Genomic DNA, 13,821 nt, shown 5'->3' with positions numbered 1-13,821 from the left:
TATTTTATTAGTATAATTAATTTAGTTGGAGGTTAATAAAAATGGACACTAAACTTACTTTAAAAAAAGAAGATTATAAACGTTTTAAAAAATGTTTTAAATTATCCTGAGCATTAGCTAACCGGGCAAACTTAAAACAAGTTCAAACATGGGTTAGTGAACAACAACTCTCAGTTTTTTTTGATTTAAAAGATAATATTCATGGGACAAAAATTGATGAAGACAGTTTTTTAAATGATGAAACTGAAGATGAAGAAAATAATGCTGTTGATATTATGAACGAAAACCTCTATGATTTAATGCTCGAAACATCCTGACCAGCTGGAGTAGGTGATGATGATTTGGACACCCAAAAACTAAACAATTACCATGATGATTTAAACCAACTAATTGATCCCGCTGAGGTTATTGAATTTTATCCGGGAGAAACGATTGCCGATGGAAATGAAGTGGGCGCGCGGGCACGCGAATATTTTGCCCGGGATTATAAATGTTTTAATCTTGACCACTATAGTAAGAAAATTGCTTTTGCGAAAACCCAGGAGGTTTTGCAAGATCAATCTTACCAAGTATATTTTGAACCTTCTTTTCAATATAATAATTGTATTACCAAATGTGATATTTTAAAACGTTTAGATGATGGTAGTTTTCATTTAATTGAAGTAAAAGCTTCTACTGGTAAAAAATATGATAAAGATCTTGGTGAGTATGTTGAAAAAGATCTCAAGATTGATCATGCCTATGATATTGCTTACCAATATTATGTTTTAACTGGCTGTGGTTTACGAATTAGTAAAATTTCTGTAATGTTGTTAGACCCGTCATATTATCGGCATGGTGATATTGATTATGACTGTCTTTTTATGTTACAAGATGACTTTAAACAACCCTCGAAACGAATGGCGGGCGTATCATTAATGACATTTGCCCAGCAGTTAACAACTGGTGAGATTACTGACCCCCGGTTAAAAAATGAGCGCGCGATTGAACTTGATTTAGTAGCAATTAAACTAGGATATCAAAAGTCATTAACAGAAATTTATGATTTATTTGTGGGGGCTAGTTGCTGAAACCAAAAACCAGATGATCATTTCCGTTATTATGGTTATTGCCAACATGCAAGTGCCTTGCTCCCCGAACATAATAGTGTGTTTGAGCTTTACCGTGGGATGGGCAAGAAAACCTTACTATTATATGAAGAAAATATTATGATGTTAAAAGATATTCATTTACCATTTAATTTTAAACGTTCTGCTACCTTAAAAAAACCTTTACAATTTAATGAACCCCAAACGCGCCAAATTAAAGTGTTGCAGGATTTAGACCCCGTGATTAATCCCCACCGGGTTGATGAATTATTACAGATTTTTCGTCAGTATCAATATCCTATTTATATGTATGACTTTGAAACAATGAAAGCTGCCGTGCCACGGTTTGATTATTCATATTCTTATCAACAGATCCCTTTTCAATATTCGGTTCATGTTTTAACAGATGATAACTTTGATTATCGAGATGAAAAGACAATGGATCATTATGCTTATTTAGCTGATGGTCTAGAAGACCCCCGGTTAGCATTAGCGACCCAATTAGTTGCTGATTTAACGAAGAATGGGTTGGGAGTTTATGTGGCCTATTATAAAAGTTTTGAGTGCAAAGTTCTTTTTGAACTAGGAGATTATTTGAACTGAAAAATTTCCACCACAGATGACATCTCTTGTAAACAACAATACCAATATCTCCAAACTAAATTATTAGAAATTAGAGCAAAAACAATTGATTTAATGGATTTTTTTAAAGACTTCATGATTTATAAACCAGAATTTTATGGTTCCAAATCAATTAAAAAAACCCAGCCGGCTTTTGATCCCCAGTTTACTTACCAGGAGTTAAAAATTCGAAAAGGGGATATGGCCAGTGAAACCTTCCGTCGGCGCGTTGAAAATAATATTACCTTACCAGTTTGACTAAAATATTTTCGTTCGGCAATGTTAAAATATTGTAATCGTGATACGTTAGCAATGGTGGTAATTTTCCAGCATATTAAAAAATTATTACACCAACACCATTATTTATAGAAAAGGAATGATAAAAATGAAAAAATATCGGGTAATTTTTATGGGAACTCCCATGTTTGCTACAAGTGTTTTAAAAACATTGTTAGAGATGGAAACCGAGTTTACTATTGTTGGGGTGGTATGCCAACCTGACCGGAAAACTGGGCGTAAACAAGAAGTACAGTTTTCACCGGTGAAGCAATTAGCACTAGCGCATAACTTACTAGTTTTTCAACCAGAAAAATTAATTGATGCTTATGAAGAGTTAGCCCAGTTACAACCAGATTTAATTTTAACTTGTGCATATGGCCAATTTATTCCGAGCAAAATTTTAGCCTTGCCAACTATTAATTGTTTAAATGTCCATGCCTCATTATTACCCAAATTACGGGGTGGGGCACCAATTCATAAAGCAATTATATATGGTGAGCATGAAACAGGGATTAGTTTGATGCAAATGGTTAAAAAAATGGATGCTGGCGATGTTTATTATCAAAACAAACTAACCATTAGCTTAACTGATACTGCCAGTTCTTTGCATGATAAATTAATGGTGTTAGCAATTGATATTATTAAACACCATTTAATCCCAACGTTAGAAAATAAATACCAGCCAGTCCCCCAAGATGAAACCAAGGTTACTTTTGCTTATAATATCACCCGCGAGGAAGAACGAATTAATTGGAATCAAATTAAAGAAAATATTTATAACCAAATTCGGGGATTATATGCGTGACCAATTGCCTATACTACTATTAATGATAAAATTTATAAAATTCACGAGGCAAAAATTAGTTGGGATCATTTAACAACTAATGATCAACAGTTAGCAAACGGAACAATTGTTGCTTTAACTAAAGAAGGAATTAAAATTAAAGTAATTAATGGTTATCTTATTCTCCTAAAAATTCAGCGGGAAGGAAAAAAACCAGTTGAAACTAGTGTTTTTTATCATAATCCTTCCTCTGAAATTGCGGTTCATCAACAATTTGTTTAAAAGAAAACAAGCTTTATGTATCGTTTAAAATCAATTCGTTATTTAACAACTCTGGCGCTAGTTACTGCAATCTTGATTATTATTGCCTTTATTAGTCAGTTTATTAAAATTGCAAATGGGAAAAGTATTTTACAATTATCCGATGGGTTATTTTTAGGGTTAACAATCTTTATTCGTGGACCATTAATGTTAATTGTCGGAATTCTTTATGCCGGAATAATTGACTTAATAACTGGCGGGTTAGTTTTCATTCCGGTTTCCATCATTATTCGGATTTTAATGTTTGTCCTTACTTACTTTTTATATCGGATTATTACCAGATATGTTGCTAACTTGTTAAGCAGTTTAATGCTATTATGATATGTTTTATATGCTTATTTATTATTTGGCCCCTCTGCCGCTATTATTGAATTAATTAATGATGCCATTCAAATTGGTGTTTGTTACATTTTTTCTATTATTATTTCTGTGACATTAGAGCGGATTAATATTAAAAGTAATTATCGGATATGGAATGATCAGCAATTTGATATTTATAAAAAAATGGATAATTAAATTATCCATTTTTTATGTTAATTAAATTATTGTGTTATCGATGAAATGATTCATCAGGGCTTGGTGGGGCCGATGGGCTAAGAACTAATTGTTCATTATATTGATTGTCCAATTGGGTTTGAATATCATCTGTTTTTTTCACGTTTTCATTTTTTCGTTGGATTAATTTTTGTTGCTTTTCAGTTAGTTCTTCTGCATTAATCGTATGAGTTTTTTTAGTTTTATTATTAGCTTCAATTTGGTCATAAACTCATTTTACCGGATCATCAGGGATTTTTTTTAATTCTTTAATTGTAATAGCTGCAACTTCACGACCTTCAACTTTTATTACAATTTCATCGTTTTCATTACTATTTGCAAAAATACCATAAATTTTTTCTTGAAATTTTTGATAGCATTTTTTAATTTCATTTTTTTCTTTTTCTTCATATTTATCCAAATCATTATGATATTTTCACAATGCTAAAAAAGCAATATTACTAACTTTTATTTCTTCATTATTTCCAGTAAGTTTATTTTTTATTCTTGTTCATAAACTTTTATTATTGCCTGGTTCATTTTCAAACTCTTTGTCATCTGAATCATCAACAAATCCTTCATCAGAACTTTCTTCAACCTGCTGTGATGGTTGTCTTTCTTTTTCCAATGATGGTGAAGAATTGTCGTCGTCTAACAATTGTTCACCATCCAATAAATCTTCTTGAATTCCTTCATCACTATCTAAAGATAAAATTTCTTCTGGCATAAGAACACCTCCATTTAAAGAAAAATACCATAAAAAATAAACTTTTTTATGGTATTTTAAATACTCTCTTTGTAATTTTTATTCCTACATTAATTAATTGTAAGATACTTAAATTATAGCAATTTCACAAAAAAAGGTTAAAAATAACCTTAATAAAATTCAAACAAAAAAAGTGTTAAAAACAAATAATTTTATTATAGTTTATTATTTTTGGTTTTTTTTGGTTGATTTTGGTTAAATTAGGATATAATAAAATTAGGTGATTAAGAATGATAAAGGATATTAGATGGCATAAAATTTTAGAATTATTAAAAGAGGATCATATCATTTTAGTTAATGATATTATTGAAAAATTAAATCTTTCACCAACTACTGTTCGCCGTGACTTAACGGAAATGGAACAGCAAGGATTAATTAAAAGAACTCATGGGGGAGTTAAGCTAAAAGAAAGCAAAGAATATGGTTTTGAAGAACAAATTAATCAAAAGATTCAGCATAATGCTAAAGAAAAATATTTAATTGCTGATAAGGCTGTTAAGTTAATCAAAGATAAAATGTCAATTTATTTGGATGCTGGTTCTTCAACGTTAGCTTTAATTAAATTAATTGATCCAACCCAAAAAATTATCATTATTACTAATTCAATTTTACACGCTGAATTATTAACTATCGCTGGTTTTCATGATGTTTATTTATTAGGAGGTAAGTATAAGTTATCAACTGGTGCTCTAATCGGTTGAGAAGCAATTAGTACTTTACAAAAATATAATATTGACTTAGCTTTTTTAGGAGTAAATGGAATTGATGACAATGAATTATATACAACTGATCCTGAAGAAGCGATGATTAAAGCTGAAGTTATCAAAAGAGCAAAGCAAGCGTATGTTTTAGCCGACCAAACTAAATTTAATCATAAGTCATTAGTAAAATTTGCGACAACTAATGAAGTTGAAATTATTTCCGCCAATTGAAAGAAAAGTAACTAAAGGAGAGGATATTGAATGACAATTGCTAATTATTTTCATGAGACAACAACAATTATTAAGGGAACTGTCAAAACAAAAACGGCTGTTTTTGAAGAGTTAAGTGCGTTACTAGTTAAAAATAATATTGTAACTAATCAACAACAATTATTACAAGATTTAGAAAAGCGTGAAAAAGAGGGCGTTACTGGTGTTGGCGATGGGATTGCAATTCCCCATTGTTCTAGTTCAGCAGTTAATCAACCAACTATTGCTATTATGACCTTGGCAACAGAAATTGATTGGCAGAGTTTAGATAATAAACCAGTTGATTTAATTTTTATGATTGTTACCCCCGCCCAGGGTGGTAAAGAACATATCCAAGCATTATCTCAACTCGCCATGTTTTTAACTAATAAGGATACCATTAAGCAACTTCGAAGGGCTACATCTTATCAAGAGTTAATTAATGCTTTTCAAACTAAAGAAGCACCAGAGGCAGATAAGTTAGCACCAAATCAACATTATGATGTGATTGGGATTACTGCTTGTCCGACCGGGATTGCCCATACTTATATGGCAAAAGAAAAATTAGAAGAAGCGGCTAAGGCAATGGGATATACCGTTAAAATTGAAACCCAAGGTCGAAGTGGACCAGAATCAGTGTTAACGCCAGAAGATATTGCGAACGCTAAAATTATTATTTTTGCTGCTGACAAGGCAGTTACTAACTTAGGGCGTTTTGCCAATAAAGAAGTTCTGGAAGTGGGGACCAAAGATGCTATTTATGATGGCCAAGCTGTCATTAAACGATATTTAAACCATGATCGCTTAACAACAATTAAAAATAAGGGTGCTAGTGATGAAGTTGGTGAAATCTCTTTAAAACAATTTAAATATGTTTCACGAAACTTATTAGGTGGAGTTTCGCGAATGTTACCATTTGTGGTTGCTGGTGGTATTATTTTAGGAATTGGATTTTTATTAGATTCAGGTTATACGGGTGGTGCTTTTGGAACGAACCGTCCAATTGCCCGCTGATTTAGTGGGTTGGGAAAAATTGCCTTTGCAATGATGATTCCAATTTTAGGGGCCTATGTTGCATATTCAATTGTTGGACCCCAAGGTCTTTTGCCAGGAATGATTGCTGGTTTAGCGGCCACTGCGCCCGAAATGTTATATAGTCCTGGTCAAGACCCCACAAAATGAGTTAATGAGTGGGGAAGTTTATTACCATCGGGACTGCAATATAATTCAGGATTCATCGGGGCGCTAGTTGGGGGATATGCAGCTGCCTTCATTGTGTATGGTTTAACAGTAATCTTTAAAAAAATTCCCCAGTCCTTACGAGGAGTTAAAGATATTGTTTTTATTCCCGTGTTATCAGTTTTAGCAATTGGAGTGGTAATGTTTGCTTTAAACATTCCGCTAGGTTATTTTGCTTATGGTTTAAAATTAGGAGTAACCAAATTAAACGAATATAATGTGTCAGTTATTGTTGGATTAATTTTAGGGTTTATGATGTGTGTTGACTTGGGTGGACCGGTCAATAAAGTAGCTTACACATTAGGAACATTATCAATTAATCCCGATGTTGGACAATCTGGTTTTGTCTATGAACCAACGATTATGGGTTCTGTAATGGCTGCTGGAATGGTCCCTCCGTTAGCAATCGCTTGTTCATGTTTAGTATTTAAAAAAGTATGAACCCCAAAAGACCGTGAGGCATCGCGTGCTAACTGGTTCTTAGCATTGTGTTTTATTACCGAGGGAGCAATTCCTTATGCGGCCAAAGATCCCAAACGGGTATTACCAGCAATGATGGTAGGTGGTGCAATTACAGGGGCCGTGACAATGGCATTCCAAGTTAGTTTAAGTGCTCCACACGGTGGAATCTTTGTTTTTGCACTCTTACGATCAAACTTATTTAGTGGAACTGGTTTACAAATTGGGATGGGAATTGTTTTCTACTTATTAGCAATTATCTTAGGAGCAATTGCCTCAACATGTGTTTTAAGTTTTTGAAGAATGCATGATATTAAAAAAGGAAAATTAAATATTAATCTTTAAGAAAGTTAAGACCCAAATTAAGTTTTGGGTTTTATTTAGGTATAATTGTGAAAGGAGATGAGGTTATTAAAATGATTTATACTTTGACTTTAAACCCCGCTATTGATCGAATTGTTGAAACTGAAACTTTTAACTTAGGAGTAACAAATAAAGCTCTTAATGAATATGAGGTTCTTGGCGGGAAGGGAATTAATGTTTCGGTGATGTTAAAAAATTTAGGATATCAAACAACAGTCTTAGGGTGAATGGGACAGGATAGTAAATTTGAATTTTTAAATTATTTAAAAGCAAAAAATATTGATAGTAATTTTGTGGAAGTTGCTGGAAAGGTTCGGGTAAATTTAAAAATAAAAAACTTAACTACTAAACAAGAAACTGAATTAAATGGTTTAGGTTTTCAAGTTTCCCAATCAGATGTTACAAAAATTATTGAAGCAGTTAAAGCAACTGTGAAAGCTAATGACTGTTTAATTATTTCCGGTTCGGTTCCCCAGGGTTGTCCCCATGATTTGTATGCAACGATTGCTAAGTATTGTGCTGAAAATAATATTATGTTTGTGGTTGATAGTACTAAAGAAATTTTATTATTAACATTACCTTATCATCCGTTTTTAATTAAACCAAATCTAGAAGAACTAAATGAACTCTTTCAAACTAATTATCATTTTAAAAATGAAAAAGATATCATTAATCTTGGTCAGCAGTTAATAACAATGGGTGCACAAAATGTTTTAATTAGTAATGGAAAAGAGGGCAGCATTTTAATTACTGATAAAAATATTTATCAAGTTAATAGTGCTGAGGGACAATTAGTAAATTCGGTAGGAGCTGGTGATTCAATGGTGGGTGCTTTTGTGGGAACTTACTTAAAACACCATTCCTTTGATCAAGCCCTCTTGTATAGTGCAAGTGCGGGAGCAGCAACAGCATTTACCAAAGGAATTGCTGAAATCACAGAAGTTAAAAAATTATTAGGACAAATTAAAATAAATGTAATAAAATAATATTACATTTTTTTATTTTATTTTTTAAAAAGAAAAAATTAATAATATAATTAGAGTAAGGAGAAAAAATAATTATGTTAGATTCAAAAGATTTGGAAATACTAGAAGCCTTAAAAGAAAATTTGGACCAACCTTTTAAGAAAATTAAAAATTTCTTAAATCATATTAAAATATCGCGCGGTGATTTTTATTATCACTTAAATCACATTAATAGTGCCTTAAAACATAAAAATAAGACTTTGAATGTTACTAAAATTACTAAAGAAGAATTTCAAGAAATTTATGAACTAATAACTTCGAAACAAGACATCTTTTTAAATAGTAATGTTGGGGGTTATATTTTAGTTACTTATGTCTTTTTAAACGACTATACTAAACTAAGCACCATTAGTAAGTTACTAAACATTAGTGTGAATAGTGCTTTTAAGTTAATTACTAAAATTAATGAAACAATTCGCGAAAAATACCATTATGATAAAATTTTAATTTCTAACAGTGGTAACGGGTATTTCTTTTGTGGTGATGAATTATCAAAACGGAAATTATTGATTAATCTTAGTATACAAATTAATACAAATAAAAGTAGTAAATTAATTTTAGATTTTATTTTTAACAAGTTTAATTTACCATATGGTCATGAAGACTTTTTAAAAATAAAAAATATTTTATTATCACATAAAAATGATTTATCATTTGTTGAACTCGGGTGAGATACATTATCCTTAATTTTATTTATCACCTTGGTATATCGAAAAAAATTTAGTGAAGGTCAACAGCTATATGCCCAAATGGCAGACCATGAGCAGTTTTATAAACATCAAAAATCATATAGCATTGCTAGCCAAGTTATTGATGAAATTTGTCAAACATTTAATATTGAATTTACTTCTAATCAATTTGAAAAATTATTTTTATCAAATATGTTTTTATCAAAACATGAAATGATTGTTGCTACGAATGACTTTGGTTATGAATACCAAGTCATTACTAATTTTTTGCAACGATTATTTGATCACCTTGAAAAAGAAGGATATACGATCAACCGTCATGATGCCCAACAACGCTTATTTCGGTTTTTAATCTGAACAAAATACCAATGAGAAAATTTATGAACAATTGATGCTACCACAAAATTAAAACAAGATTTTATTAAATCCCGGGTGGAATATAAAACCTTGTTTAAGTTTTTAACTGCCAATTTAAATCATAATATTAAAGAAGTTATTAATAAAGAACTAATTGAAAAACAAATTATTGAGTTTACTATTATCTTCATCCCCTATATTAATACTTTCCCCCAGAAAGATATTATTCGCCAAGAAGCAATTTTGGTTACTGATTTAAAAGGAAGTTTAGCTAATTTATTAAAAGCCAAAGCTACTGAAATGTTTCCCAACTTTTATATTAATAAAATTATTTCGTTAAATAATTATTATAAAAATAAAAATCATTATGATTATTATTTAAAAATTAGTAATGATGTTAATATTGAAAAAGAAAACAAGGGAATTTACTTTTCTTTAAATACTAATTTAGAAGATATGCTTGCTAAAATTAAATTAGAAAGTTTAGCAATGGAAGATTTATTAGATTTTGAAAAAGCAAAAATGATTGTTAATAAAATTCTTGAATCAGATGCTACTAGTGAAGAAAAAGTGCAAGTTCTTTTACAATTATTTTATTTAGCAAAAAAATAAACCGTAAAAATTATGGTTTCTATTTTTCATACAAAAAATAAGTTTATTTTTAATAAAAAAAATTTTGCTTTTCAATGATTTAATTATATTAGGAAGAGATTTATAAAACGAACAGCAAGTCTTTTCTCAGATACATTATTGATTAAAAAATAATTATGATAGGAAAGGAGGTGGGATCCTCATATGGGTACCCCATCAATTGATAAATATAAACTGCAAAAAACTATTTACGAATGCGAAAATTATTTAATCAAGGAAAGAGGTATCTGTATTGAAATATTATAATTTATAAAAGTATTAGAAATGCATGCTATAGTGCATTAAAATAACAAACTTATTCATATATAACATTTATAAATTTACCTTCGAAAATACATATAAATTAATATACCCCATTAAAATAACTTATCATAAGAAATAGCTTATAATAAATAACAGGTGCTGTTAAAAAATAATCATAAGTTTTATATTTTAGTTTTAAATATAATTTATAAAAATTTATTCTTATCTCCATTTTAATATGTCGCTATTTACTCATTCTCGTCTACATTGAATTTGTTTAACTCTTATATAATATTTAAGTTTTTTAACACATCTGTTATTCTCAAAACCCTTATGCTTAATAATAAATTGAACTTTATAAAAAATATCCTCTCACTTATTTAAATTTAAGTTCAAAAAACATGATAATTTTAATAGATCTTTATTCCTCGATAAAGGTCTTTTTTTATTGGTAATAAAAAAAGACTATTAATGGATAGACTTTATACTGTTTCTAGAGTTTGTGATGATTTAACCAGCTCTGAATTTAATAAGGTTGGATCAACCTCAGGATTTGCTTCAGGTTCTGATTTTTGCGTTTTTTTAATTAAATATTCATTAATTGCTCACACAATAACTACAATCATCATTGTTCCTAATAAGAATCAACGGGTAATACCTCCTGGTTCGGCAAAAATTGAATAAATAATATAAGAAGTAAAAGTGGCTAAAATTACCACAGATAATATTGCAAACGGTCAAAACATCCGGGTTTTATCAACAGGGACTTTTTTGCGAATCCGATTAACAATTGCCGCTAAGATTAATAGACCATAAAAGATAAAATCAAGAACGGTAATCGCATTTGACAACTGGTCAATAATATAAAATAAATCACCAGTGGCAAAATAACTGACTAATACCGCAATTAAATATCATACAATTCCAATCATAGTTTGGTAAATTGCTGATCATTTTAACGAAATTGCTTTTTGGAAGAAAAAGAACTTATCTTCGGAAGCGGCATGAATGGCGTTGGCCCCTGTTAAGGTCATTCCATTTAAACTAACCAAGGCCGAAATTACAATTAACCAATAAATTACTCTAGTAAATCAACCAGCTAATGTATTAGCAAACAAGGTAAATAAACTACCATCATTTGTTCCTAAAAAGATTGAGATTGATAATAAAACATAAAAGACAATAATAAATACCATTCCACAAAACAATGCCTTTGGTACTTGCTGCTTATTAGTAACTTCTTTTTGTAAATTTGCCGCATAGATAAAACCGTCAAGCGAGAATAAAATTGGTGCAATTGCAATAAAGAAATTCCCCGCGTGTCAACTTCGCATTGTTGGTTCATTAAATGAGTTATCACTGGCGGGATGAACGAATCCTAAAAATAATCCAATGATTAAGGGGAATAATTTAATTCCTAATCCAATAATTTGAATAATTTTTCCCGAATGACGTGTAAACGCATTGGCAATTCCAAATAAACTCATTACTCCCACACCACCAACCAAGAAGATTGCTAATTTAACATCAGAACTAGGAGTTACTTCTAATGCGGTTAAGATAAAATCAATAATTAAGTACGATAAAATTGAATAAATAATAGGTATATAACCTAAAATATTAAAAATCGCTACTAATGACCCGGTTTTTCGATTAACAAAATGACCAAATCAGTTTGCTAAGGTTCCACTTTTGCCTTTTTTAGTGGATGAAGCGATTTCCATAAAAGCAACAATCATCGCAATTCCTAAAATCCCGACAATGACTCATAAGATAATTGCCATCACTGGATTTTGGGTAATTCCTAACACATGACCTTTCCCGAGGTCATTTTTTGAATAAATTCCAACCCCCACAACAATCCCAATCATTGTCGCAAACACAGTTAAAAACTCAAAAAGTTTTAGATGTTTTCTATTCCTACCCACTAACTAATCACATCCTTTCCTTTCATAATTCATAGTTTTCAAAGTAGTTTAGAATATAATTATATTATAAAATTTAAAATCTGTAATAAAATTAATTTTGGAATTCTTACTGGTTAGGTTTCTTATTAAAATTAATGGTTATTTTAAATAATAATCTTAATACTTTTTAATAATTTTAGGGTAAGATAGATATAGTACAGAAAGAAAAGAGTAGATAAATGAAATTTATTGATGTTGCAACAATTAAATTACAAGCTGGAAAAGGCGGCGATGGAGCGGTCGCTTTTCGCCGTGAATTATATGTTCCCAAAGGTGGCCCTGCTGGAGGTGATGGGGGTAATGGTGGGGACATTATCTTTGTTGGCGATGAAGGAATGAACACGCTATTAGATCTGAAATACCAACGGGAAATTAAAGCCCAAGATGGGGAAAAAGGTGACATTAAAGATATGCATGGTAAGAATGCGCCCCATAAATATGTTAAAGTTCCGTTAGGAACCTTAGTTATCAATAATGCGACAAATCAAATTATTTGTGATATTTTGGAACATAATCAAGAATGTATTGTTGCAAAGGGTGGTAAAGGTGGTCGCGGGAATGCTCGCTTTGCAAACTCCCGAAATAGAGCCCCGACCATTTTTGAAGCCGGTGATCTGGGTGAAAGTCTTGAAGTTCGTTGTGAATTAAAAGTTTTAGCTGATGTTGGATTAGTTGGTCTTCCCAATGCTGGTAAATCAACTTTATTATCAAAAATATCAAAAGCAAAACCCCAAATTGCTGATTATCCCTTTACCACTTTAACTCCCCAGCTAGGGGTTGTTAAGGATAGTAAAAATCGTAGTTTTGTGGTGGCTGATTTACCGGGCCTAATTGAAGGGGCTAGTGCTGGCAAAGGTCTTGGCCATGATTTTCTCCGCCATATTGAACGGTGCAAAATTATTGTCCATGTCATTGACATGTCGGGAAACTATGGAACTGAAAATGTTGTTGATAATTATCATAAAATTCAAAATGAATTAAAATCATATAATTATAAATTAGAACTCCGGAAAGAATTAATTGTTGCTAATAAAATGGATATTGATAATGCTCGTGAAAACTTACAAGAATTTAAAAAACAAATTAAAAATGCTGATATTATTGAAACAAGTGGGTTATTAAACCAAAATTTAGATGTTTTATTAAACCGAATTGGGGATTTTTTAGCCGAAATTAAAGAAAACAAAGCATTATGGCAACTTGGCGAAACCGAAGCACCAAGTGATGCTAGTTATAAACATTATACTTATGAAGAAAAACAAGTTGATGTTCAAGTTATTAATTTAGGAAATGGCCTTTGAAAAGTTGAAGGGGAAAGTGTTTTTAAAGCTTACCATAAAACACCAATTTCAACTTATGATAATTTATTATTATTTAATAAAAAGTTGCAAGATCTTAAAGTTTTTGACATGTTACGTGCCAAAGGAGCCCAACCCGGCGATACAGTTAAGATTTTTGATTATGAATTAGAATGGGATGGTTAAA

Annotated in this window: 10 protein-coding genes; 8 read left to right on the top strand and 2 right to left on the bottom strand. The window is 30.7% G+C overall.

Annotated features, from left to right (window positions below; translation table 4 throughout):
- Window positions 1-41 precede the first annotated feature (41 nt).
- Genes QPK10_RS00435 through QPK10_RS00425 form a run of 3 tightly spaced genes read left to right on the top strand, consistent with a single transcriptional unit; the run spans window position 42 to window position 3,609 of the window.
- The gene (locus QPK10_RS00435) at window positions 42-2,078 is read left to right on the top strand and encodes a DUF2779 domain-containing protein (protein ID WP_368486083.1); all 2,037 of its coding nucleotides are present in this window, start codon (window positions 42-44) and stop codon (window positions 2,076-2,078) included.
- Between the two features lie 16 nt (window positions 2,079-2,094).
- Complete coding sequence (gene fmt, locus QPK10_RS00430) at window positions 2,095-3,054, top strand: methionyl-tRNA formyltransferase (protein ID WP_368486082.1); 960 nt, start codon at window positions 2,095-2,097, stop codon at window positions 3,052-3,054.
- 15 nt (window positions 3,055-3,069) lie between these two features.
- Window positions 3,070-3,609: a hypothetical protein gene (locus QPK10_RS00425; protein ID WP_368486081.1), complete on the top strand. Its 540-nt coding sequence runs from the start codon at window positions 3,070-3,072 to the stop codon at window positions 3,607-3,609.
- A 34-nt stretch (window positions 3,610-3,643) separates the two neighbouring features.
- On the opposite strand, the gene QPK10_RS00420 is transcribed toward QPK10_RS00425, so the two are convergent.
- Window positions 3,644-4,354, bottom strand: a complete 711-nt coding sequence (locus QPK10_RS00420; protein WP_368486080.1) for a hypothetical protein — start codon at window positions 4,352-4,354, stop codon at window positions 3,644-3,646.
- A 269-nt stretch (window positions 4,355-4,623) separates the two neighbouring features.
- Between QPK10_RS00420 and QPK10_RS00415 the strand changes: the two genes are divergently transcribed.
- The 4 genes from QPK10_RS00415 (at window position 4,624) to QPK10_RS00400 (ending at window position 10,087) form a co-directional block, all read left to right on the top strand.
- Window positions 4,624-5,340: a DeoR/GlpR family DNA-binding transcription regulator gene (locus QPK10_RS00415; protein ID WP_368486079.1), complete on the top strand. Its 717-nt coding sequence runs from the start codon at window positions 4,624-4,626 to the stop codon at window positions 5,338-5,340.
- A gap of 15 nt (window positions 5,341-5,355) precedes the next feature.
- Entirely contained in the window at window positions 5,356-7,386 is a 2,031-nt protein-coding gene (locus tag QPK10_RS00410; RefSeq protein ID WP_368486078.1) for a fructose-specific PTS transporter subunit EIIC, read from the top strand.
- Window positions 7,387-7,457: 71 nt separating this feature from the next.
- On the top strand, window positions 7,458-8,390 hold the full coding sequence (gene pfkB / locus QPK10_RS00405; protein ID WP_368486077.1) for a 1-phosphofructokinase: 933 nt from the start codon (window positions 7,458-7,460) through the stop codon (window positions 8,388-8,390).
- Window positions 8,391-8,464: 74 nt separating this feature from the next.
- Entirely contained in the window at window positions 8,465-10,087 is a 1,623-nt protein-coding gene (locus QPK10_RS00400; RefSeq protein WP_368486076.1) for a hypothetical protein, read from the top strand.
- 764 nt (window positions 10,088-10,851) lie between these two features.
- Here the strand turns inward: QPK10_RS00400 and QPK10_RS00395 are convergent.
- Entirely contained in the window at window positions 10,852-12,297 is a 1,446-nt protein-coding gene (locus QPK10_RS00395) for an APC family permease (RefSeq protein ID WP_368486075.1), read from the bottom strand.
- A 218-nt stretch (window positions 12,298-12,515) separates the two neighbouring features.
- On the opposite strand from QPK10_RS00395, the gene obgE reads away from it, so the two are divergent.
- Window positions 12,516-13,820 (top strand): GTPase ObgE, encoded by a 1,305-nt coding sequence (obgE, locus tag QPK10_RS00390; protein WP_368486074.1) that lies wholly within the window; start codon window positions 12,516-12,518, stop codon window positions 13,818-13,820.
- Window position 13,821: the final 1 nt, after the last annotated feature.

Source organism: Spiroplasma sp. DGKH1, assembly GCF_040940205.1.
In the GTDB taxonomy this organism is placed as follows: Bacteria; Bacillota_I; Bacilli_A; order Mycoplasmatales; family Mycoplasmataceae; genus Spiroplasma.
Note: the sequence above shows the minus strand (reverse complement) of the source record. Positions and strands in the feature narration are given on the sequence as shown.